Origin of the sequence: Sulfurospirillum sp. SCADC (assembly GCF_000743525.1) — a bacterium.
Classification (GTDB): Bacteria; Campylobacterota; Campylobacteria; order Campylobacterales; family Sulfurospirillaceae; genus Sulfurospirillum.
In genome coordinates, this window is record NZ_JQGK01000008.1 from 67,115 (window position 1) to 90,098 (window position 22,984).

Sequence of the window (22,984 nt, forward strand, 5' to 3'; positions counted from 1 at the left end):
ATGGAAGCAAAACTCATTGGTCTTGGCGTTGAAACGTTTAAAATAGCCCTGCTTCTTTCTATGCCGATGCTAATGGCAGGACTTGTTGCAGGTCTGGCGATTAGTATTTTTCAAGCCGTAACGCAAATCAATGAATCCACGCTGAGCTTTGTACCCAAAATTCTTATCACCATTGTCGTTGCCATTTTGACCATGCCGTGGATGATGAACATGATGATCGAGTTTACCACTCGCATGATTGATATGATCCCTTCGTTTATCTTTTAAATGACAAAATCTGTTAATTTTTCGACCTATTCAAGCATCAAAATTGGTCCAACCCTCGATGTTTTACTGCTAGATTCTCTGATGCCTCTGCCTTTGGGCTACCGCCTGATTGGAGGTGCAAACAACCTTCTGATAAGCCCTACACCGCCACCCCTTGCGATGCTAGACAAATGTTTTGACTTCATTCGTTTAGAAGAAAACAGTTTACATGTAGGCGGTGCGACGCCCAGTGGAAAGATGCTCTCGTTTGCTAAAAAACACGATCTCTCGGGCTTCGAGCTGATGCAAAAACTCCCCGGCACGCTAGGAGGCATGGTCGCGATGAACGCAGGACTCAAAGAGTGGGAAATTTTCAACCACCTCATCGCGATTCGAACCGAACAAGGCTGGATTCCAAAATCACAGATAGAGCACGGCTACCGCTTCGCTAAACTAGAGGGCATTGTCTATGAAGCCACCTTTACATGTAAAAAGGGTTTTGATGAAAATCTGCTAGCAATGTTCAAACAAATGCGCGACAATCAACCCAAAGAGCCCAGTGCCGGAAGCTGTTTCAAAAACCCTGTGGGACACTATGCTGGCAAACTCATCGAAGAGGCAGGATTTAAAGGCAAAAAAGTTGGTGCGATGATGTTTAGCCCTGTGCACGCCAACTTCTTGGTCAATCTTGGAGGCGGAACGTATGAGCAAGCGAGCGAGCTGATTGCATCGGTAAAAGAAGCAGTTTTAAAGCGCTTTGAAGTCGTACTAGAAGAAGAGATTATGATTCTCTAGCGTTACATGTAAAGCTTGTTTAATAAAAAATATCTTTCGATGAACTACGCACTTTCAAATCGGCGACGGTAACAAAAGCGCCTTTATGATAGGCTTCCACAGCACAGCGTCCTATCATCGCGGCATTATCGGAGCAAAATTCCATCTTCGCGGTGTGCAGTTTGGCTTTTTTGGAGGCGCAAAAAGCTTCAAGTTCACGGCGTAAGTAGAGATTGGCACTCGCCCCTCCAACGACACCAAAATGTTCTACGTTGCGCTCTTTATACGCTTTTTTGATCTTTTGCATCAGATGTGCCACCGCGACGCGTTGAAACGAAGCACAGATGTCGCAAAGAGTTTGCTCATCCAAATTTCCGTGTGCTTCAATGCAGAGTCTCACTTGGTTTTTAAGCCCTGAATAGCTAAAGGCAAGCAACGACGAAGAGGTGCCTTGCAGTGGAATCGTAAAATCAAACCGTTTGGCATCGCCTCTTTTGGCATAGCTTTCGATGATAGCGCCTGCAGGATACGGTAGTCCCAGCATTTTGCCGACTTTGTCAAAACTCTCGCCAAAGCTGTCATCCATCGTTGTGGCAAGCAGTGTTATCTCTTCCAAACTCTTTACATGTAAAAGCTGTGTGTGTCCGCCAGAGACCAGTAAAACATCCATTGGGAACAGTGTTTCAGCCTCGATAAACAAAGAGCAGATATGCCCTTTAAGATGGTTAATGCCCAACAGTGGCAGATCCAGTGCAACACTGAGCGCTTTTGCCATACTGACACCCTCAACGAGTGTCACGGAGAGTCCCGGCTCGTTCGTGACCGCAATGGCTTTGAGCTCGTTAAAATAAGGCTTTGCCTCTTCCAGTATCTTGGGCAGTGTTACCGCATGCAGACGGGCAGCCAGTTCAGGAACCACGCCACCGTACTGGGCATGTTCTGCATCTTGGGAGATTTTTTTATGAAACAGAAGCTGTTTATCACTAAGTCTTGTAATGGCAATTGAGCTATCATCGCAGCTGCTTTCAATGCTTAAAATCATCTAGACAATCTTCACGTGCCACGGCTCAAATCTGACACCATCGCCATTGCCGATGGTGTAGCGTGTTGAGACATAGGAGAGTTTTTGCAAATTCCAAAACTCCTCCGTACGGGCAAAATTCGCCGTAAAATTTTGATGTCCCCACCCCTTTTTCCCCACGTCAAAATCGCCCACAGAGTGGTAAGAGAAGCCTGGTGGAACAAGTGAGCGCGATGCCATGGTGATGTTGCCATTTTCTCGTTTGATTTTGTCCAAATGAAGACTCATCTGTTTGATCACACTGCGCACACCTGAGGTTAAAACAAGGGTCGGTCCAATATCTTTCATCAAACGAAGCAAAAGCTCTTGAGAGATGTCACGGTAAACATAATGCCCCGTACCTTCTATCTTGATCACATCTTTCTCTTCAATCGTATCGCTTAAATGCGCAACCGTACGCTTACCGTAAAAGCCATAGATCACAGGATCAGTGTAAAAAACTTCCTCCATATACGCAATTTCAGCAGGCGTGAAGGCACCAATTTTAGAGAAATTTTTAGCGATTTTAAGGGTTTCATCAAAAGAGATTAGGTTGAAGTTGGCATACCCAACGGTGTGTTCCACCTTATCCAGTTTTTGGATGATGGATTCAAAGGTAGCTTTGTGTTCATTTTGAATCCAAATATCAGGATGCTTGAGCTCATCTGCTTGCGCAAGACTGCCTACAAGCGTGGCGCCCATCACTCCTAAAAAATCTCTTCGTATCATCGTTGCCCTATCTATTCATTATTCTATGTGATTATAACATGTGCGCTTGATTTTGCAATAAGAGCTCGACATCGTGCGCAGGGATCGGTTTGCTAAAGAGGTACCCTTGCATCAATTCGCACCCACTGCTGTAAATAAACTCTTTTTGCCCTTTTGTCTCCACCCCTTCTGCAAGCACCTTAAGACCAAGCCCACGACCCAGTTCAATAATGGTGCGTGCAATCGCGCGATCTGCCCCGCTCTCTTCCAAATTTTGCACAAAACTTTGATCGATTTTAAGCTTGGTAATCGGAAGCTGTTTCAGGTACGCCAACGAAGAGTGTCCTGTTCCAAAATCATCGATGGAGATGTCTACTCCCAGTTCTCGAAAACGCTTTAAAAGGGCGATGGATTTGCTGGTATCTTTCATAATAAACCGCTCCACAATCTCCATCTCAATCCACTCAGGCTTGCACCCATTCTCACGCAAACTTTGAATCATAAACGCAACCAAACCTGTAGATTCAAGCTGTTTTCCTGCAATATTAATGGCAATTTTGCCAGGATTGAGTCCTCTGTCGTACCATACTTTGAGCTGACGCATCACCTCAGTGATCACCCAATTTCCAATCTCAACGATCAATTCGCTCTCTTCAGCCACATGAATAAAATACCCAGGAGCCGTTAAACCGCGGGTAGGGTGATTCCACCGTATCAATGCTTCAAAGCCAACAATTTGCTCCGTTTGAAGGTTGACTTGGGGCTGGTAAAACACCACAAATTCATTGTTTGCCAACGCTTTTTGTAAACTTTTCTCCACTTCAAGATGCTCATTGGTCTCTTGGTTCATCTCTTGGTCAAAAAAGACGTAGCGATTACGCCCTTTGGATTTGGCTTTGTACATCGCAATATCTGCATTTTTAAGAAGCTTACTCGCTGTTTCACCATCATTGGGATAGACACTCACCCCTATACTCATCGTGATTTTAAAGCTCTCATCCCCCAGAAAAAAGGGCTCTTGGAAGGCAGCAACCAGTTTTTTAATCGCAATAAAAATATCGCTCACATCTTTACAGCCATCGAGCAAGACGATAAATTCATCTCCGCTCAGACGTGCTACCGTATCGGTCTCGCGCACACTGCTTTGCATCCGTCCTGCAATCGTTTTTAAAAGCATATCGCCGGCATCATGCCCCAACGAATCATTGACACTTTTAAATTTATCGACATCCACAAACATCACGCCAAGTACTTTGTGATCACGACTCGCTTTTTTGATCGACTGGGTGAGTCTGTCTTGCAAAAGATTGCGGTTGGGAAGCCCCGTGAGCGTATCGTGTTCGACTTGATGGATTAAGAGTTTTTTCTGCTTTTTATTCTCTTCCTCAAGCTCTTTACGCATCGTAATATCGCGCACAGAGCAGTGCTGAATCATGCCTTTGTCCATGCGAATCGTTGTCATCATCACACTGATCCAAAAGAGTGCTCCATCACACGCTCTGGCTTGCCACTCAAATTTATGCACCCCTTGTTGCGACGCTAACGCATTCATCCAGAGCGCTTTTTCATAGGAGCTTTGATCGTCGGGTTGAAATTTAGGAGAGAGGTTGGAGAGGGTGACATTGATAAGCTCTTTTTTATCGCTGGCTTTAAACATGCGCACAATGGCTTCGTTACAATCGACAAAAATACCCTCTTTGAGCAACCAAATCCCATCGGCAGACTTTTGGTACAGTGTCTCAAACACCAATTTTTGCTCGCGAATCTGTTTGTTGCTCAGCAACAGATGATTTTCATAGCGTGAAAGTACGGATCGAAGCTTCGTTGAGATGAAAAACATAACGCCCATCACGAGCAGCATAATGATCAGGGAAACGGCTAGCATATTGATAATAGTAGATTGCATTTTTGTACGTAGCAGCTGCTCCTGCTCTAAAAGCGCACTGTTCTCTTCGGAAAGATACACACCGGTTCCAATAACCCACTGAAAATTCGGTATAGGACGAATAAAAGAGATCTTGCTTCGATCCTCTGCGGTGGGATGATAAGAGGCGACATAGGTCATGAAAAACCCCTCAAGATTTCGCTTGCCGCCTTCGACAATATCTTTGATCACGGAATGCCCATTAATCACGACATTGAGTCTGTTTTTTCCCACCAGCGAGTGATCACCATGCGAGATGGTGTACCCATCGTAGTCGTACGCAAAGATATACCCGTATTCACCGTATTTGGTATTTAACAGCAGTTTTTGGGTCTCTTTTTTGATGCGCTCTCGCACTTCATCTTCATACCGACCACTGGCGACATAGATATTTAAAGGAGAAAACTGTCGTACATAGCCTATTTTAGTGCGTACATTTTCATCTCGAGGGTTTTTCCAAGGGTAAACTAAAGAGAAAGCCTCTTCTGCTTTAAGCCGCTCAATCCCCTCTTTGATAAAAAATCGACCGTTCTCATCTTGCTCATCAAGAAAATTCTTACCCTCTAACTCTTTATTGGCACCGTGCATGACACACGTTCCATCCAGCCCAAACACCACATAATACCCACTCAAATCGCTAAAAAAGCGTGTGTCTCGAAGTTTTGTTTTAATTTTTTGCAAGATCTGTTCACGGGGAAGATTAGGATTTTCGGTGTAAATATCGTTGATAATTTGATAGGCAAGATTGACAATATTTTTGATCTCGTCTTTGGCTTCACGCATCAAAAATTTTTCATTTTCATTGATATATTCTACGAGCTTATCAATGCGCTCTTGCGCTTGCGCTTTGGAACGTTTCACATACGCAATGCGTTCATTTTCAAGGGATTTTTTATACTCCGCACGCTCTGCGGTGATCACAATGATCAACGTAATTGAAAAGGTCAGCAAAATGGCAAACGCTGGCAAAAAAACAATCCATTTGGTAATATTTTGTTTCTTTAAGCTCAGCAATGCGCACTCCAGCCTGATAAGGATTATTTTATGGTTATAACTTTATCAAAATTTTCTAAAATTTTGCCTACCCTCTCCTGCCATAGCTCCCTAAAAAGCACTTTTTCCGTCTCATTTAAGGTTTTTGCGAGTAACTTTTGCATCAAAGGCGCTAAACGTGGGTCTTGTTCAATGTTTTGAGGCTCATACGCCACATCCACAAAAGCTTCGGTATCCACGCGAATGATTCTTACATGTAAAGGAATATCGGCATTAAAAACCATCAAATCGTTACGTCGATACGCACCGCCTAGCCCTTTAAATCCCCATGAATCCGTTGCCCCCGTGATCAGGGAAAACGCATTGGCGATCACACCGGTTGTGCCTTCATTTTGGCGCTCTTTAAACAATACTTTCACCGCACCTCGCTCTGGCAGGGCGTGAGGATAAAGTGCTTTTAGCCCTTCTCGCACCATCAGATACGCTCCTGCCATTGTCGGGCAGCTGTGCCCTGCACTTTTGACCACATCGCCATAGCTAAACGTGATTTTGCCCTCTTCGAAAGCACCTAAAACGTCAGAAAGTGGGTCATAGAGCGTTATAGAGTCTGTTGTATCAAAAAAAGTGGGGTATTTCATGGCTTGCTCCTTGTTATTTAGCGACGATTTTAATACAATTTAAGAACAAAATCATTGATCTAAATTGTGTAGCACGAATGTTCGTGCACAATTGATTGTGCACGAAGGAAAAGCACCAAAGGTGCGTGGGCATTCTGCCGAGCAAAACCCAGTGTTAACGTAGTCTTTAGAGCTTTGCTTTAAAGACGTATTAAGAATTGTATATAAAATGACAAAGGTGCAGGATGCAAGCATTTTGGAATGCTAAGTTTCAAACAAAAAATTTCATCTACGGGGAAGCGCCTAATAATTTTATCAAAGAAAATGCCGACCTCTTTTTAAATCTCAAAACCGTGATGTGTCTGGGCGAAGGGGAAGGGCGCAATGCCATTTTTCTTGCCGACAAAGGGCTTGAAGTCGAAGCCCTTGATATTTCCGATGTCGCCCTGCTCAAACTGCGCAGACGGGCGAAAGAAAGCTATGTGTTTGTTAAAACGCGCCACACGCTCTTGGAGTATTGGGAGCCCGATCAACGCTACGATGCCGTGGTGTGCACCTACCTTCATCTGCCCAAAGAGAGTCAAAAAATGCTGTTTGAAAAATCACTCGAAGCGCTGGCACCACATGGCTATTTTGTGGCAGAACTCTTCAGCGAGAGCCAGATTCATTTTGAAAGTGGTGGACCTAAAAATATCGCGTTGCTGTATGATCTTAACGATATTTTGGACATTGCAAAAGCACTTCCATGCAAAATTCTCAAACTCGCCCAAGAGGTCATCGTCTTAAACGAAGGCGACAAACATGTCGGACGTGCGAGTGTCATTCGCATTATTTTACAAAAGCTTGATCAGTCTCCAATCGTCCCATAGTAACGACTTCGCTCAAGATTTTCAACCCATTTGTACTCAGGATCATCGTCTAGCTTTGCCCAGTAAAGCACGCCTGAATGACGCCAAGGATCGATCAAGATGCCTGTTCGAAACGGCGCTCCTTTGGCAACCACGACGACGGAGTTGTGTTCGTTAAACTCGCCCTTATTCGCCACACCCCAACGCAGATCAAAACTGTGGTATTTGAGATTTTTCAGATGGGTGATCATATCTTCGCTCCACTCGTAGCAAAGTCCTCGCTCTTTGAGCCCCGTGTTGATCAAAAAATTATGAAAGGTTGGCGGATAAACCAACCCATAACGTTCCGCCAAGATCTGCGGATACAGCAGTGCTTCGTACGCAAACATGCGCGCCTCTTGATAGTCCACTGTGTCGCTCAACTGCGTCAGCTCATTGGTCAGTGCGGAGACGTTATTGGGCGTTACATGTAAAGCGTCTTGCTTGGCACTGCAGCCTGCAAACAGAAGCGAAACGATAAACAACAAAAGGAGCTGTTTCATGCTTTTTTGACTTTGAGTGTGAGTTTGACGATTTCACTTGGAGCCATAATACGCACCGCTGGTCCCCAATAACCTGCCCCATTGCTGACAAAAATTTGGGTCTGTTTGGAGTGCTGATACAGACCACTGAGATAGGGCTGATCCAAAAGCACCAAAAGTCCAAAAGGGAAAATCTGCCCGCCATGCGTGTGACCGCTTAGGATCAGATCGATCTTTTCGCCGTTCATCTCATGAACAAATTTTGGCTGATGAGAAAGCAAAATCGTTGGCAATTCTGGCTTTACATGTAAAAGCGCTTTGCCAAGATCAGGCGGCTCAAAATCGAAACGTTTGCCCATCATATCCATCACGCCGGCAAGGTTGATCGTATGGTTGATAACGATGGAGCGATTATCAAGCACGTGCACACCCAAAGAGCGAACATGCTCCATAATCGCGTTGACCCCGTAAAAATACTCATGATTTCCCGGCACATAGTACACGCCTAAACGGCTCTCGATGGCGCGAAGGGAGTCTAGTTTATCGCCAATTTGATTGACGGGCATATCGACTAAATCGCCGGTGATCACGACGATGTCGGCATCCAGCGCATTGATCTGCTGCACCACCGCGTCCATAAACGCTTTCCCAAGGGTTTTACCGATGTGCAAATCGGTGATCTGAACCAGACTCAATTCCGATGCTAATCCGTCAATAAAAACATCCACCTCTTTGATACGAGGTGCTTTCATGCCATTGAGAAACCCTTTAGCGATGTACGAAAATGCCAAAATAAGCATCGTGACGTCAAACACCATTTTGATAAACAGGCGTCTGGAGTAGTCGTGCGGAATTTTGGCGTAAGGAATATGAAAAAGATCGTAGACAATCGCAACACAAAAGAGCATAAACGAAACACCGATCATCGCAGAAAAAAGCAGGTATAAAATCGGATCAAGATTGTCCAAACGAAGGACGGCAAAGTAAAAGATTTCGCACAGTGTCATGGCAATCATCGCCCATTTAATCACGCCTTGAAGCTTGCCAAAAAGGTCCAAGCGCTTTAAAAAGCGCTTGTAACTGTAAAAATTAATGAGGGAAAGCACCGCAATGGCGGCAAACGCGAAAGAGAGGCGAAACATGCTTTGTCGTTTTCCTTACTTGAGGCTCTCAAAATAGCGCTTACTCTCAGCCGAAATAACTTTGGAGAGCAGCAGAAGTGCTATGAGGTTAGGGATCGCCATCAAACCATTGGTAAGGTCTGAGAAATTCCATACAAATTCAAGTTTCATCATGGAGCCGACCATAACGCCCGCGATAAATAAAACTCTGTATAAGCGAATGAAACGCTCACCAAAGATGTATTCAAACGCTTTTTCACCGTAATAACTCCACCCCAAAATCGTTGAATAGGCAAACAACACGGTTGAAATAATAACAACAAACCCACCAAAAGAGCCAAGATAGAGCTGGAAACTCTGCATCGTTAGCGCACTTGCACTCACCCCTTGTTGCCAAAAAGGAGAGATCAAAATAATCAGCGCCGTCATCGTACACACTACCAACGTATCGATAAATGTTTGAGTCATACTGACTAAGGCTTGACGCACAGGATCGTTCGTTTTAGCAGCCGCTGCTGCAATGGGAGCAGAACCAAGTCCAGATTCATTGGAGAAAACACCACGCGCCACACCGTAACGAATCGCTGCTGCCATCGTAGCACCGACAAATCCACCCCCTGCGGCGATGGGATTGAACGCATGATAGAAAATCAACTCAAAAGCACCACCCAATTTATCGAGGTTCATTGCTAAAATGACCAAAGAAACAGAGACATACACCAAAATCATAAACGGTACCAGAAATGAGGTAAATTTACCAATCGACTTAATACCACCCAAGATCACGACTGCCGTCAACGTCAAAAGTACCACGCCTGTGACCCATGTAGGAATCGCCATTTCACTGCTTAAAATCTGCGCAACCGCATTGGCTTGAGTCATATTGCCAATACCAAACGCTGCAATCGCGGTAAAAACAGCAAATGCCATACCCAATTTTGGCATGTTAAGACCGTAGGTGAGGTAGTACATCGGGCCACCTTTGAAACCATGGTGGTGACTATGTTGACGGTATTTCACGGCGAGTACGGCTTCGGAGTATTTGGTTGCCATTCCTACAAGCCCTGTCATCCACATCCAAAAAACAGCGCCCGGACCGCCTAGGGTAATCGCCGTAGCAACGCCTACAATGTTACCAATGCCCACCGTTGCGGCAAGTGCCGTCATCAAGGCTGCAAAGTGACTAATCTCACCTTTTCCATCAGGTTCTTTGTGAAAAATCAGTTTCAGCGCATGGGGCAATGCCCAAAACTGCATCCCTTTTAAAATAATCGTCAAATAGAGTCCCGTTCCGACCAATAAAATAAGCATGGGAGGGCCCCAAACAATACCTGAAAGTGTTGAGACAAGATTTTCTAAAAACTCCATACAATCTCCTTATTAATAGCCATCAAAATGGCGTGTTTTGGGTAAAACAAAATTCAAAAAGATACCGACGATTGCACCGAGTCCAATACCACTAAATTTAGTGCCACCAAAATCAAAACTCATTCCCCCAATCGCAAACACCAAAATAATCGAGACAATAATCATATTACGAGGATCAGCCATATCGACATTTCCTTTTATCAACGTCTCCATACCGATGGAAGCAATAATGCCAAACAGAAGCAATAAAATACCACCCATAACAGGAACTGGAATCGTTGATAAAAGACCACCAAGTTTTCCAACAAATGCTAAAATGATCGCAAAAATAGCCGCCCATGTCATAATGGCAGGATTAAACGCTTTCGTAATCGTCACCGCACCGGTTACTTCCGAATACGTCGTATTCGGAGGCCCTCCTAACAAGGAAGCGGCACTTGTCGCAATACCATCGCCGAGGAGTGTAAATTTGAGCCCTGGATTTTTAAGATAATCTTTTTTGGTCACATTGCTAATTGCTAAAATATCGCCTACATGCTCTACTGCTGGGGCAATGGCAATCGGTAAGATGTAAAAAATCGCTTCCCAATTCAGTTCAGGTGTCACAAAAGAGGGCATGGCAAACCAAGCCGCTTTCGTCACCGCATCAAAAGAGACAACGCCTAACAAAAGGGCAACCGTATACCCTCCTACAATACCACACATAATCGGAAGTAACCTAAGAACTCCTTTGCCCAAAAGCATCACCAACATCGTAATAACCAGTGAAGTTAACGAGATTGTAATCGCCTGATTGAACGGAATTAACACCAAAGAGCCATCGCCCGTTTTTCCCATCGCCATATTGACCGCTACGGGCGAGAGAATCAAACCAATCGTCATAATAACAGGGCCTGTCACAACAGGTGGAAGCAACGTGTGAATAAAATTACTGCCCCGAAGATGGATTAACAAACTCAACAGCACATAAAAAAGACCCGCAGCAACCAGTCCACTCATCGTCCCAGCAATGCCCCATGTCTTCACACCGTAAAGAATCGGTGCGATAAAAGCAAACGACGATGCAAGAAAAACAGGCGGAACTGATTTTCGTGTAATCAGCTGAAACAGAAGCGTTCCAAGCCCTGCCGTAAAGAGTGCCACATTAGGATCAAGCCCTGTCAAAATGGGTACTAAAACCAACGCCCCAAAAGCAACAAATAAGAACTGCAACCCAATAATGCTGTCCCTCAGTCTAAAATTGTAGTCTGTTTTGTGTAACATTGACACCTCACTATGGAAATTTTTTGTGTTCGGAAACGCTTTACATGTAAACCTAAAACGATACGCAGTAACGCCTTACTTCACGATCAATCTCAAAGACCTCATCCAGTGTTTGAGGAATGGCATCTTCAAAGTGTCGATACGCTTTAATCGTTCGCTCCGCCAGTTCTAAAATCGTAATTTCTTGATTATAAAACTTGGTAATGCCCACTTCATTGGCAGCATTAATGACAACACCGCGTGTTGGATGAGAAAGGACATCCTCTTTGATCTCCCAAATCGGATAGCGTGCTGGCTCAATTTTTTGAAACGAAAACGAACCAATCGCAGCTAAATCAAGCGAAGGTAAGATCGGCTCTTTGATTTCACCTAAAAGGGCAAACGCGATGGGAAGTTTCATATCAGCACTCGCTAAATGTGCGGTAGTACTGCCATCTTGAAAATCAACAAAGGCGTGAATCAACGACTTGGGCTCAATGATGGCATCCAGCTTGTCAACGCCAAACAGCCATTTGGCTTCTAAGAGTTCAAATAGTTTATTGGTCATCGTTGCACTATCGATGGTAATTTTGGCACCCATGCTCCAGTTGGGATGTTTAAGCGCATCGTGAAAGGATTTTTGAGCAAGCTCATTGAGTGGTATGTCACGAAAGGCTCCACCACTAGCGGTAATCGTCATGCCACGAACGGGACGTTTGCCTAAAAGATACCACAATCCAAAATGTTCACTGTCAATCGGCGTAATGCGCGCGGTATCGAGCAGATGTCCTGCAACAACCAGAGATTCTTTATTGGCAAGGGCGAGGCGTTTACCAAGGCGAAGCGCTTCGATGCTAGGGGAAAGTCCTACAAAACCGACCAAAGCATTGACGACTAAAAAACTCTCTGTTTTTTGCAAGAGTTCTAAAATGCCCTCTTTGCCCACAAAAACATTAGGATGATTGACTAAAGCGCGGTCATTTGCATCATGGATCGCGACGTATTTGGGGTGGTGCTCTTTGATCTGTTCGTTAAGAAGTGGGATGTTTTTTCCTGCAACCAACGCTTCCACCACGATGCCAAAACGCTTGGCAATCAAAAGCGCATTTACGCCAATGGAACCTGTTGAGCCTAGAAGTACCACTTACGCAAGCCCTCGAAGCAAGATGACCATCACAACGCCTCCAAAAAGGTAGCCATCGAGTCTGTCTAACATGCCGCCGTGACCGGGGAAAAGGTTGCCGCTGTCTTTGAGTCCTGCTTCTCGTTTGAGATAACTCTCAAACAGATCGCCAAAAACGGATGAAACCGATGTAAGAAGCGCGATAATGAAAGAGAGCCACAAAGGAATCAAAAACGTACCATACAGTGCCCCAACCACCGTAGCGATGAGCACACCACCGATGACACCTTCGAGCGTTTTATTGGGAGAAGTCGGTGAAAAAGGCGTTTTACCGATGCTTTTGCCCACAAAATAAGCTCCTGTATCGGTGAGTGCGACAACGATAACCAGCCACACCAAAACGGACATACCAAAATCATGGTAGAGCGCGTAAAGAAATAACATCGAAATAGAAGGGTATAAAAAAGGAGCAAGCAGCCTATAATCAACCTTTTTTGTGTACGCCATCACTGCTAAAAAGCCAATCAGTGCGAGGTAAATAAGATCATCAGGATTGGGGTAGATAAACGCTGCGAGCCATAGAAGCACCGCATACACATAGAGTTTGTTGTCTTTGACGTCAAAAAGGTTCATCGCTTCGTAAAAAGCGAACAGATACATTGCGCCTAAAATCAGCCATGTTAAAAGGGCATTGTTTAAAAATGCGGCCACGAGTGCAAATGCCGTCATCACTAGGCCCGTGAAAACGCGCTGTTTGTTGGATTCGTAGAGTGTTTTGAAGTTCATAGAGACTCTTTTAATAGGGTTGTGTTAAGAAGCAATCATAGCAAAGTCAAGGTGAGGCTAAGCTTTAATGTCCAAATGACCGTTCTGTACCGCGGGAACTTCCTCTTCTTTGGTCTCTTGATGCTCTGCAAGCTCCTCTTTTTGCTTCATTTGCTCTTCACTCGCACCATTTTCTTCATTGCGTCTTTGATGCTCATGCTCATGTTCAGGGTCGATTTTATAGGTCTCTTCCGCAGGTCTGACATCTTCAACGATCTCTTCTTTTTCGTTTTGCATGGCAGCGGCTATGGCACTTTGCATTTGAACACTGTTTTGGTAGTCCATCTGTTTTCCCGCTTGCACGGTTACCATTTGGTTGGCATAAATCACATTTCCAATTGGTCCTACAGGCATTTTTACCTCCTTTTTGAACTATTGGGACGGCTGCAAAAAGCAGCAAACTCTCTACTCCTTGTAAATTTTAAGCGTTTGATACTCTTCATAAGCAACATTCGCTCCATCAAAGGGCTTAACGTTCTTGCGTTTGGTATAATCGACCAAATAGCCACCTTTTTGAGAGAGGCTAAACTCCACACAGAGCTTTGCGGCAAAGATAAGCACGGACTCTGGAACATTCTGCTTTTCGGTGCAAATAATCACATGCGAGGAAGGCATATCTTTTACATGTAACCATATATCGTTCTTTTTCGCCTCTTGCAAGAGGGCGATATTCCCTTTTTCGTTTTTACCCAGCAAAATGCGGTAACCCTCTAACAAAAAGGTCTCATAAAGATTGCTTTCATCGCCTTTTTGCTTTGATTTGCGCTGTTTTGGCACTAAAATCTGTATCTCTTCAGGATCACTCGCCGCGTTAATGACACCCACCATGCGCTCTAAAAAGAGTCGTTTTTCGTCTAAATTCTCTTTTTGACGATGCACCGAGAGCGCTTTTTGGCGCAGTTTTTTTGACTTTTTAAACAGCATATTCGCCGCCATCTGAGGCGTTTGCGCTTGAGGTAACACAATCGTAACAGCGTTGCCTTCAAAATCGTGTAATGTCACACTCTCTTGATACCCCTTGATCGCATTGGTGTGCAAATGTGCCAAAACCAACGTCGCCTCTTTTTGTGCTTCATCACTTTTGAGCATCAACTCCGCTTCATTTTCGAGCGCATCAATTGCTTGGGTAAGCTTCGTGATCTTTTTTTCCACCTGCGCGATTTTCTGTTTTTTGATCTCTTCGATCTTTACATGTAAACGTTTTTCATACGAGGCTTTCAGGTACGCTTCAATGCTTTCACCGACGTCAAACGGCTTCTCTTTGAGCTCTTTGGGTGGTAATTTTTCCAAGACTTCATTCACCTTAACACTGCGAAACGAAACACTCGCATCAATATGCCGCATCGCTTCTAACACCACTTCGTTTTCATCTAAAATGATCGCGTTGGTATTGCGCCCCGTAAATTCTAGCTGCAAGGTCGTGCGCATCGCCTTGTAACTCGAACTCGCCAGCACCCCAATGCGCCAAATACGATTGCCCTCTTCCACGTCCATCGACTCAATCTTCGCATTCGAAAATCGCTTGGCAAGCAACACATCAAAAGGTGCGGTGTAACGCTTGGCTTGTTTAAAATCTTCTTTAAAAAACATAAAAGAGTCCCCACGCCCAAGGTCAACAAACAACGGCTCGCCCGCTTCAAATATAATGCGCAAAACAGAGTCATCCACACGGTAAATCGAGGAAATTTTTTTATACTGTTGTAAAAATTGATTGATTAAAATCAGCTCTTGGTATTTCATTGGTCTCTTTCATTTTTTATGGCTAAACAGTTTTGTGTATCAATTATTTTTTTATCTCTTCGATACTATAGGAAGGTTTTCTTTTATGCAGCATTGCATGGCAATTGGGGCAAACTGGTCTCAAATCTTCAATTGGATTTATTTTATACCCTTCTCCTATTTCAGATAGTGGCTTCACATGATGAACATGAATGAAAAACTTTCCAATTGCGCCATAAATTTTTTCAAAGTCAAATTTACAAATCACGCATTGATAACCATAGTTTTTTATACATTCATCCCTAGCTTCTATACTTCTCTCATAAGCATTAACAACAACTTGTTTTTTCGCACCTTCAAATAAATCACTCGCTTCAAGATCATCTGGATAAATAATTATGTTGTATCGATACAATAATTTTTGTGCTTTTTCTTTTATACCTTTATTGATTTTTTTTGAATCTATAACATTTTGTAACGCTTGAATTTCTAAATTTTTTATGAAAATTTGCCTACCACCACTTGCTTTTGTATTGCAAGAATCAAGTGATAAATTCTCTTTTTGCAATGCATTGATTAATGATTCTCTAGGGATACTAAAATCTTGGAATAGTTCATAATATTTTATAAAAAACTCTTTCCCAATTGACCTTAGATAATCATCAACGCTCATATAGCATCCTTATAAACTCATCATCATTTTAGCTCTTCTAACTCGCCACTTCATAAAGCTTTTTCACATACGCATAACACGCCTGCTCCTTTGCACTCAATGGCTTAGAACTCTCTTTGGGCTTTGAAATCAAGAAAAGGTATTCAGGGGCAAAATCTGCTCCGTTATCCCATTCTAGCGTATTTGTATTAATGTGAAAATTCTGAAAATAGTCTTGATTTTTTAACGGTTCAAAAATCTCACCTTCTAATTCGTTTGATAAATCAACCAAACGCACCATCGCTTCATTAAAGGTTACTTCAAGTGAAAATTCACCTAAATAGTTTGCTTTTTCAACACGTACTATCATGCTCTCCTCACTTTAAAGGTTCAATTTTATGAGGCAGTTGTTTTGCCATCGCTAAATTCCAGTCTACCATAAGCTCTTCTTTGTGAAGCTCTGCCCATTCCAGTAAAATTTCCAAGGCTCGCTTGGGAAATTTACCCTCAACAATCCAACCATCAAGATAAACAAGCACCGTGTATTCGCCATAGTCTGCATGAAAATGCGGTGGATTATGTTCTTTAAAATTGATATAAACACGAATCCCATAAAAATAACTAATTTCAGGCATCTTTTCCCTTTGTTATTTGGTTTTTTTCGCTAATTTTATCAATCGAAATATCTCTTTTACACTCTGTTTGACCAGTTTTTCAGCTCTTGGTTTTTCCATCGCCTCTTCTAAACTCATCGGATAGCGCATAATCGAAAAAAGTGCGTCCACACCTTCATGGACTTCGAGTTCATCGGCAATGCCACCGCCTAAGGCGATGAGAGGAACGCCTGCTTTTTGGGCGCGTTTGGAGACGCCGCTGAGCACTTTGCCCATTAACGACTGCTGATCGATGCGCCCTTCGCCTGTGATGACGAGCGTTGCGTTTTTAAGGTGCATATCAAACCCGATCTGATCTAAAATAATCTCAATGCCTGAACGAAGTGTTGCATCTAAAAAAGCTTGCATCCCGCCACCCATGCCACCTGCGGCACCCGAGCCTGCGTTCATCGCGACATCTTTGTTGAGCGTGTTTTTAAGTACGTGTGTAAAATGCTGCATGCCCACATCAAGACGTTCGATCATGGCAGCATCTGCACCTTTTTGCCCTGCATAAATGTGCGCCGAACCAAGAGGACCATACATCACGTTATCCACATCGCACGCGACAATAAATTCGCATGTTTTAAGCGCTGGTAACACATGACTTTCATCCACGTGATGCACGCTCTCCAAAATCGCTCCACCAAGACCTAGCTCATTGCCAGCAACATCTAAAAAGCGGTACCCAAGTGCTTGAAGCATCCCAAGGGCGGCGTCATTGGTCGCACTGCCACCGATGCCGACGATAAACTTACGACACCCTTTTGAGATCGCATCTTTCACCATCTCTCCCACGCCAAACGTTGTGGTCAAAAGCGGATTGCGTTTTGCTTTGGGAACGAGCGGAAGCCCCCCTGCTTGTGCCATTTCGATGATCGCAGTTACCCCATCGTCCAAGATGCCATACTGCGCAGTGATGGGATTCATTAAGGGGTCATGGACTTTACATGTAAAGATTTTTCCTTGAACATTTTGCATAATCGCACTGAGCATTCCCTCGCCACCATCGGCGATATAACACGCAGTGACACTTGCATCTTCGTAAACTTCTTTAATGCCCTCTTCTATCCACGCGGAGAGTTCTTGTGAACTCGCACACCCTTTAAAAGAATCAATTGCTAAAACCACATTCATCGATATTTCTGCTCCAATGCTAATAAATATTCTTTGCGCCACAATCCTCCGCTGTACCCGCCAATGCCACCACTTTTAGCGATCACACGGTGGCAAGGAATCACAATGGCGATCTTGTTTTTGCCATTGGCATTGGCAACGGCGCGCGTGGCTTTGGGCTGTTTGAGCAGTTCCGCCTCACGGCTGTACGAAATGGTCTCACCGTAGGGAATGCTTTGAAGCACATCCCATACACCCTGTTGAAAAAAGGTGCCTTTGGGGTGCAATGGCACGCTAAAGTTTTTGAGTTTGCCTGCGAAATAGGCTTCTAACTCTTTTTTGAGTAGCTCAATATGGTGGTTTGAATCTTTGAGGATTTCGCCATTATCGTCAAAATCCAGAGCGCAAATACCACGCTCATCCGCTGAGATCAGCAATAATCCAACAGGCGATGAAAATGAACAGTAAACCATGCTAGCTCCTTAGTGCTTTGTGCATACAGACGCTGTTTTCCATCCCCACATAAGATCCATAATTGAGAATGACCGCATACCCCATTTTGGCATAAAGCGCAATCGCTTCAGGTTGCCCTTTACCTGTCTCCAAACGCGCTTCGCTAAAGCCAAGCTCCACTGCCCACGCTTCTAATTCACGTAAAAGTTGTGACGAAAACCCACGCCTGCGACAGTTTGGGCTCACAAACATACGTTTGATCTCCACCGTTTTGGCATCGATCTTTTTAAAACACCCGCACGCCACAGGCAGTCCATCTTCATACCCCACCAACGTTGTTTCGATAGGATCGATCACATTGTGTTGATCGTACACGGCTTGCGCTTTGCCATAGCGCACACTCAGTTCTGCGTCCAACGCATGGGTGAGGGCACAAAAATCTGCATGCGTGTTGGATAGTTTACATGTAAGCATTGAAAACCTCGGATGATTTTTGAGTATTATACCTTCATTTGCACAGTTTTTGATCACCCAAATGGGCGCAAAGCGTGGTAAGATTTTCATCAAGGAGCAGGCACATGACACACCTCTTTACGTATGGATCATTGATGTTTGAAGACGTCTGGAACAGACTGGTTAAAGGCAATTATCTCTCGCAAAAAGCGACCTTAAACGGTTATGCCAGACGTTCAGTCAAAGAAGATGAGTACCCTGTCATTTTCCAAGCCGATGAGCTTGTCGAAGGGGTCGTTTATTACGATATAAACGAGGAAGATATGGTCATTCTTGATACTTTTGAAGGCGAGTATTACGAACGCAAAGAGGTGGAGCTTCTGGTTAAAGATGAGCTAATTCGTGCATGCGTGTATGTTCTAAAAGAGAAACACTTTGATATTATCGACCCAAAGCCTTGGAGTGAAGCCCTCTTCGCAACTGAGGGCATCAAGCGTTTTCTAGCCAACTACAAAGGATTTGCTTAGGCTTTAGGTCGCGCATTTAGAGGGTACGTGCACTGAGAATTTTTTTAGGTTTTCCCGTAAAAAGCATCTTGAGATACAACACGACACTGGTAAAACGACGCAGTGAAATCCCTAAAATCATCTCATCGCGCCCTTTTTCCCCAACACTTTGCAGATACTCCACAACCGCAACACGCCCAAAGAGAGCTGCAAACATGATAGGTGTTCGTCCGCCACCATTATCAGCATCAACCTTGGCACCTGCTTCAACCAAGGCTTTGCAAATCTCCAGATGGCCCTTAAATGCGGCTCCACCTAGAGGCGTTTGGTACCTGTCATTGCGCTGATCGACGGAAGCGCCATAGGCAATAAGCGTTCGAACCGTATCGAGCTCACCGTTATAGGCTGCGAGCATCAAGAGCGTATTGCCTTTGGTGTCCGATACGTTTACATGTAAACCACTTTTGAGCATAGATTCTAAAATATCACTCTGTCCATGACGTGCGAAATCAAGCGCCATTGCCTGAAGCTCGACGTAGCGAGCCTCTTCTTGTTGACTAGTCGTTTCCATACTAGATTCCTAACGCGTTGCGCACACCTGCGCCATAAGCGGGATCAACCTGATCAAATAAACCAATCTGTCGCTCAATAATCTCTTTGGGTACACCTGCCATGGCAGAGGCGATATTGCTAAAAAGTTGTGCTTTTTGATCCAAACTCATCAGCTTAAACAGCGCTCTGAGTTGTGAAAAGTCATCATTTCCAATACGGTGATCGTACCGATCGCCCTCCCCATTGACAAGAAAGGCAGGCTCGCTATACGCCTTATCTTCTTTGGGTCCCCCAAAGCTGTTTGGCTCGTAGTAAGCATCGCCAAAATCAGGCACATCTAAACGCATCGATCCATCGGCATGGTAGGTGTTTACCTCTACTTTTGGGCGGTTAATCGGAAGCATCTCATAGTGCGTTCCTACACGGTAACGGTGTGCATCTGCATACGAAAAGACTCTGGCTTGGAGCATTTTATTGGGTGAGAAACTAATGCCTGAAACGACATTGGAAGGGCTAAAAGAGGCTTGTTCCACCTCAGCAAAGTAATTTTGCGGATTGCGATTCAGCTCCATCACTCCCACATCAATCAATGGATAATCTCCATGTGGCCATACTTTGGTTAGATCAAAGGGATTAAAAGAGCAGACTTCTGCTTGCGCCTTGGTCATGATCTGAATTTTCAATTTCCATCTTGGAAACGCTTTGCGCTCAATCGCAGCAAACAGATCTTCTTGCGAACTCTCACGCGATTTTGCCACAACCGCTTCAGCCTCGGCATTGATATAGTTTTCGATGCCTTGTTCTGATTTGAAGTGAAATTTCACCCAAAAACGCTCGTTTTTCGCATTGATGAGACTGTACGTGTGCGAACCAAACCCGTGAATATGGCGAAACCCTTTAGGAAGCCCACGATCGGACATTAAAATCGTCACTTGGTGTAAACTCTCAGGCAAAAGCGACCAAAAATCCCACATAGCCGCATTGCTTCTCAGATTGGTTCGTGGGTGGCGTTTTTGGGTGTGAATAAAATCGGGAAATTTTTGAGGATCGCGGATGAAAAAAACGGGCGTGTTATTGCCCACCAAATCCCAATTGCCCTCATCGGTGTAAAACTTAATCGCAAACCCTCGCACATCGCGTTCGGCATCTGCTGCACCTCGCTCACCTGCAACGGTTGAAAAACGCAAAAAGAGCTCTGTCACCGTCCCTTTTTGAAACACTTTGGCTTTGGTGTAATATGAAATATCGTCTGTGATGGTAAGCGTTCCAAACGCAGCCGAACCCTTTGCATGAACCACACGCTCAGAAATGCGCTCACGATTTTGATGGGCAAGTTTTTCAAGAAGTTGATAATCTTGCATTAAGAGCGGTCCACGTGAACCTGCACTTAAAGAATTTTGGTTATCCGCTATGGGATTTCCTGCGGTTGTTGTCATTGTTTTGAGTTCGTTGTCATGGGTTTTCCTTCTTTTAAGATAAAGTTACTCTCAATTTAAATCTAACGAAACAATAATATTTTGATAAATATTTGTTAATAGTAATTTTTATTATTTAGTAAATTAATTGTATATTTATTTCGTCAAATACTACTTGGTTTTATCGTGAGAATGAGATAGAAAGAAGAAAGAAGAAAATTCAAAGACCCCTTGAAGGGGTCTTTTGTGTTTACATGTAAACGATATTAAGAGAGAATCTCTTCGATGGTAATATAATCACCCACGCGACCTGTCATCTTCTCAACATCGGTAGCTACGGGCAAGGTTTTCTTGCCAGGTCTCCAACCTGCTGGGCAGACTTCACCTGTCTTGCTCGCATGTTGCCATGCTCTGACTTGGCGTAAAAATTCATTCACGTTTCTACCAACCATTGGGGCTTGAACTTCTTGTGCGACACAAACGCCCTCTGGATTGATGAGGAATCGTCCACGAAGAGCGATGCCTTCATCTTCGATCATGACACCAAATGCACGACTGACGGCACCGGTTGGATCAGCACCGATCGTCAATTTTAGACCTGCTAAAATTGGCTCTGTCTCCACAAAACGTTTGTGTGAAAATTTGGTATCGGTTGAAACGGCTAAAATCTCAACACCAAGTTCTTGGAACTCATCATATTTTGCATTCATTGCCGCGATTTCAGTGGGGCACACAAAGGTAAAATCGGCTGGATAAAAGCAGACCACATGCCATTTTCCTGCGTAGTCTTCACTGTTAACGGTGGTGTAGTGACCTGTTTTGGCGTCGTACGCATCCATTTTAAATGCTGGGGCTTTTTGTAAAACTAAAGATGAACTCATTGTTTTTTTCTCCTGTATTTTCATTTCTGAATTGTGATTTTCGTGAGTAACCTCAGAAGCTTTTGCTTCAACTTTATTGGTATCGCATGCCATTTGTTTTCCTTATGATTTAGATTTTGTTTCGTGATGAAATTCTAGCATATCAATAATTATTTGTCAATAGTAATTTTTATTATTTATATACGTTATTCTTATTTCTTTCTCTTTTTTTTGTACAATGGTTTATTTACATGTAAAGGTTTGAGATGCTTGATTTACACGATTTTGAATTTGCAAAAGTGCTCAACAGTGAGGAGTTTGACTATCTGTTACGCCATGCCAAACACGTATCGATTCCTAAACATACGATCCTTTTTTATCAAGAGACCATTTGCAACGATATTTTGCTGTTAGGAAAAGGGGAGATTGAACTTTACATGTACGGTGAAAATGATCGAAAAATTCCTCTCTACGCGCTCAAAGAAGGCGAACAGTGCGTCATCAACACCTCTAGCACCATCTCGCAAACGCCTGCGATTGGAACGGCGCAAAGCCTGAGTGATGTGGAGGGTTGGATGGTGAGCGAAATGGTAGTAAAAGAGCTTATGCACCGTTCCCCTTCTTACCTCAATTATGTTTTTTCCCTTTTTACGATCAAACTGGATGCACTTGCCACACTCATCCAAGACATCAAATTTAAAAAACTCGACAGTCGCATTTTAGAGTGGCTTCGCGCGCACCCTTCCAAGATCGTTCAAGCCACACATGAAGAGATCGCTGAAGCGCTTGGAACATCACGCGTTGTGATCAGTCGGGTGTTAAAAGACCTTGAAAAGCAGAACTTCTTAAAATTGCACCGTAAGGCAATTGAGATTATGTAACACTTTTGTAACGTATGTTACTGACAACGTAAGGTGAATTATTTTATAATAACCAAGATCAAAATAAGGAGTTTACGATGAAATGCAATGTAGGAAAAACAGACCGAATGCTTCGTGCCATCGTCGGTGTTGCGGTGATTATTTTAGGGGTTATTTTTAACAGCTGGTTTGGGCTGATTGGTATCGTGTTGTTGGCAACCGCACTGTTTCGTTTCTGCCCAGCGTACCTTCCTTTTTCCCTCGACACCTCTAAAAATGACGACTCAAGCTCATGCGGTGGTGGCGGTTGCGGCTGCGGTAGATAATCTTTCTTAAGAGTCTCCTTTTGAGGGGACTCCTCTGCTCTTTTTTTTT

Annotated in this window: 27 protein-coding genes; 6 read left to right on the forward strand and 21 right to left on the reverse strand. The window is 43.9% G+C overall.

All coding sequences use genetic code 11. The features are described from left to right. Together fliQ and JU57_RS06665 are read left to right on the forward strand one after the other, a co-directional pair. A complete protein-coding gene (gene fliQ, locus JU57_RS06660; RefSeq protein ID WP_037958642.1) occupies positions 1–267 on the forward strand; it encodes a flagellar biosynthesis protein FliQ in 267 nt (88 codons plus the stop codon). After that, positions 268–1,041 (forward strand): UDP-N-acetylmuramate dehydrogenase, encoded by a 774-nt coding sequence (locus JU57_RS06665; RefSeq protein WP_037958644.1) that lies wholly within the window; start codon positions 268–270, stop codon positions 1,039–1,041. It abuts the gene before it with no gap. Between the two features lie 19 nt (positions 1,042–1,060). On the opposite strand, the gene tsaD is transcribed toward JU57_RS06665, so the two are convergent. From tsaD to JU57_RS06685, 4 genes are read right to left on the reverse strand one after another with little or no spacing between them, the layout of a single operon-like run. Further along, on the reverse strand, positions 1,061–2,062 hold the full coding sequence (gene tsaD, locus JU57_RS06670) for a tRNA (adenosine(37)-N6)-threonylcarbamoyltransferase complex transferase subunit TsaD (protein WP_037958646.1): 1,002 nt from the start codon (positions 2,060–2,062) through the stop codon (positions 1,061–1,063). Continuing rightward, on the reverse strand, positions 2,063–2,809 hold the full coding sequence (locus JU57_RS06675) for a M15 family metallopeptidase (RefSeq protein ID WP_037958649.1): 747 nt from the start codon (positions 2,807–2,809) through the stop codon (positions 2,063–2,065). It lies immediately after the preceding gene. A 31-nt stretch (positions 2,810–2,840) separates the two neighbouring features. Further along, positions 2,841–5,726 carry a cache domain-containing protein gene (locus JU57_RS06680; protein WP_037958651.1) on the reverse strand — a complete coding sequence of 962 codons (2,886 nt, stop codon included), beginning with the start codon at positions 5,724–5,726 and terminating at the stop codon, positions 2,841–2,843. Between the two features lie 23 nt (positions 5,727–5,749). Further along, on the reverse strand, positions 5,750–6,343 hold the full coding sequence (locus JU57_RS06685; protein WP_037958654.1) for a hypothetical protein: 594 nt from the start codon (positions 6,341–6,343) through the stop codon (positions 5,750–5,752). A 224-nt stretch (positions 6,344–6,567) separates the two neighbouring features. On the opposite strand from JU57_RS06685, the gene JU57_RS06690 reads away from it, so the two are divergent. Next, positions 6,568–7,191 (forward strand): class I SAM-dependent methyltransferase, encoded by a 624-nt coding sequence (locus JU57_RS06690; protein WP_037958658.1) that lies wholly within the window; start codon positions 6,568–6,570, stop codon positions 7,189–7,191. Here JU57_RS06690 and JU57_RS06695 read toward each other — a convergent pair. From JU57_RS06695 to JU57_RS06760, 14 genes are read right to left on the reverse strand one after another with little or no spacing between them, the layout of a single operon-like run. Further along, on the reverse strand, positions 7,170–7,712 hold the full coding sequence (locus JU57_RS06695; protein ID WP_037958662.1) for a hypothetical protein: 543 nt from the start codon (positions 7,710–7,712) through the stop codon (positions 7,170–7,172). The two genes, JU57_RS06690 and JU57_RS06695, sit on opposite strands and share 22 nt — an antisense overlap. Further along, positions 7,709–8,833, reverse strand: coding sequence for a metallophosphoesterase (locus tag JU57_RS06700; protein ID WP_037958665.1), 1,125 nt, complete (start codon positions 8,831–8,833; stop codon positions 7,709–7,711). Before JU57_RS06700 ends, JU57_RS06695 begins: the two co-directional genes overlap by 4 nt. 15 nt (positions 8,834–8,848) lie before the next feature. Then, entirely contained in the window at positions 8,849–10,180 is a 1,332-nt protein-coding gene (locus tag JU57_RS06705) for a sodium:alanine symporter family protein (RefSeq protein WP_037958668.1), read from the reverse strand. 12 nt (positions 10,181–10,192) lie between these two features. Then, positions 10,193–11,443 carry a uracil-xanthine permease family protein gene (locus tag JU57_RS06710; RefSeq protein WP_037958671.1) on the reverse strand — a complete coding sequence of 417 codons (1,251 nt, stop codon included), beginning with the start codon at positions 11,441–11,443 and terminating at the stop codon, positions 10,193–10,195. A gap of 52 nt (positions 11,444–11,495) precedes the next feature. Then, positions 11,496–12,566 (reverse strand): 1-deoxy-D-xylulose-5-phosphate reductoisomerase, encoded by a 1,071-nt coding sequence (gene dxr, locus JU57_RS06715; RefSeq protein ID WP_037958674.1) that lies wholly within the window; start codon positions 12,564–12,566, stop codon positions 11,496–11,498. Further along, positions 12,567–13,331 carry a phosphatidate cytidylyltransferase gene (locus tag JU57_RS06720; protein WP_037958677.1) on the reverse strand — a complete coding sequence of 255 codons (765 nt, stop codon included), beginning with the start codon at positions 13,329–13,331 and terminating at the stop codon, positions 12,567–12,569. Positions 13,332–13,388: 57 nt separating this feature from the next. Continuing rightward, positions 13,389–13,724: a hypothetical protein gene (locus JU57_RS06725; RefSeq protein WP_037958679.1), complete on the reverse strand. Its 336-nt coding sequence runs from the start codon at positions 13,722–13,724 to the stop codon at positions 13,389–13,391. Positions 13,725–13,775: 51 nt separating this feature from the next. Next, positions 13,776–15,110 carry an NFACT RNA binding domain-containing protein gene (locus JU57_RS06730; RefSeq protein WP_037958682.1) on the reverse strand — a complete coding sequence of 445 codons (1,335 nt, stop codon included), beginning with the start codon at positions 15,108–15,110 and terminating at the stop codon, positions 13,776–13,778. Positions 15,111–15,153: 43 nt separating this feature from the next. Then, on the reverse strand, positions 15,154–15,762 hold the full coding sequence (locus tag JU57_RS14075) for an HNH endonuclease (RefSeq protein ID WP_294876391.1): 609 nt from the start codon (positions 15,760–15,762) through the stop codon (positions 15,154–15,156). Between the two features lie 37 nt (positions 15,763–15,799). Next, complete coding sequence (locus JU57_RS06740; RefSeq protein WP_051906681.1) at positions 15,800–16,111, reverse strand: DUF2442 domain-containing protein; 312 nt, start codon at positions 16,109–16,111, stop codon at positions 15,800–15,802. A gap of 7 nt (positions 16,112–16,118) precedes the next feature. Next, positions 16,119–16,376 (reverse strand): DUF4160 domain-containing protein, encoded by a 258-nt coding sequence (locus tag JU57_RS06745; protein WP_037958684.1) that lies wholly within the window; start codon positions 16,374–16,376, stop codon positions 16,119–16,121. A 12-nt stretch (positions 16,377–16,388) separates the two neighbouring features. Further along, positions 16,389–17,573, reverse strand: a complete 1,185-nt coding sequence (locus JU57_RS06750; RefSeq protein ID WP_294876397.1) for a glycerate kinase — start codon at positions 17,571–17,573, stop codon at positions 16,389–16,391. Continuing rightward, positions 17,528–17,983 (reverse strand): methylated-DNA--[protein]-cysteine S-methyltransferase, encoded by a 456-nt coding sequence (locus JU57_RS06755; protein WP_037958691.1) that lies wholly within the window; start codon positions 17,981–17,983, stop codon positions 17,528–17,530. The genes JU57_RS06750 and JU57_RS06755 overlap by 46 nt, the downstream gene beginning before the upstream one ends. A 1-nt stretch (position 17,984) precedes the next feature. Then, positions 17,985–18,527: a GNAT family N-acetyltransferase gene (locus JU57_RS06760; protein ID WP_294876401.1), complete on the reverse strand. Its 543-nt coding sequence runs from the start codon at positions 18,525–18,527 to the stop codon at positions 17,985–17,987. A gap of 14 nt (positions 18,528–18,541) precedes the next feature. Between JU57_RS06760 and JU57_RS06765 the strand changes: the two genes are divergently transcribed. Further along, positions 18,542–18,943 (forward strand): gamma-glutamylcyclotransferase family protein, encoded by a 402-nt coding sequence (locus JU57_RS06765; RefSeq protein ID WP_037958694.1) that lies wholly within the window; start codon positions 18,542–18,544, stop codon positions 18,941–18,943. A gap of 16 nt (positions 18,944–18,959) precedes the next feature. Here JU57_RS06765 and JU57_RS06770 read toward each other — a convergent pair whose 3' ends face one another. From JU57_RS06770 to JU57_RS06780, 3 genes are all read right to left on the reverse strand, one after another. Beyond that, on the reverse strand, positions 18,960–19,493 hold the full coding sequence (locus JU57_RS06770) for an ankyrin repeat domain-containing protein (protein WP_037958697.1): 534 nt from the start codon (positions 19,491–19,493) through the stop codon (positions 18,960–18,962). A gap of 1 nt (position 19,494) precedes the next feature. Further along, complete coding sequence (locus JU57_RS06775; protein ID WP_037958701.1) at positions 19,495–20,910, reverse strand: catalase; 1,416 nt, start codon at positions 20,908–20,910, stop codon at positions 19,495–19,497. 245 nt (positions 20,911–21,155) lie between these two features. Beyond that, a complete protein-coding gene (locus tag JU57_RS06780; RefSeq protein WP_294876407.1) occupies positions 21,156–21,770 on the reverse strand; it encodes a peroxiredoxin in 615 nt (204 codons plus the stop codon). Between the two features lie 245 nt (positions 21,771–22,015). Here JU57_RS06780 and JU57_RS06785 point away from each other — a divergent pair, with 245 nt between their 5' ends. Further along, a complete protein-coding gene (locus JU57_RS06785; protein ID WP_037958707.1) occupies positions 22,016–22,630 on the forward strand; it encodes a Crp/Fnr family transcriptional regulator in 615 nt (204 codons plus the stop codon). A gap of 77 nt (positions 22,631–22,707) precedes the next feature. Continuing rightward, positions 22,708–22,935, forward strand: coding sequence for a DUF2892 domain-containing protein (locus JU57_RS06790; protein WP_037958710.1), 228 nt, complete (start codon positions 22,708–22,710; stop codon positions 22,933–22,935). Positions 22,936–22,984 lie beyond the last annotated feature (49 nt).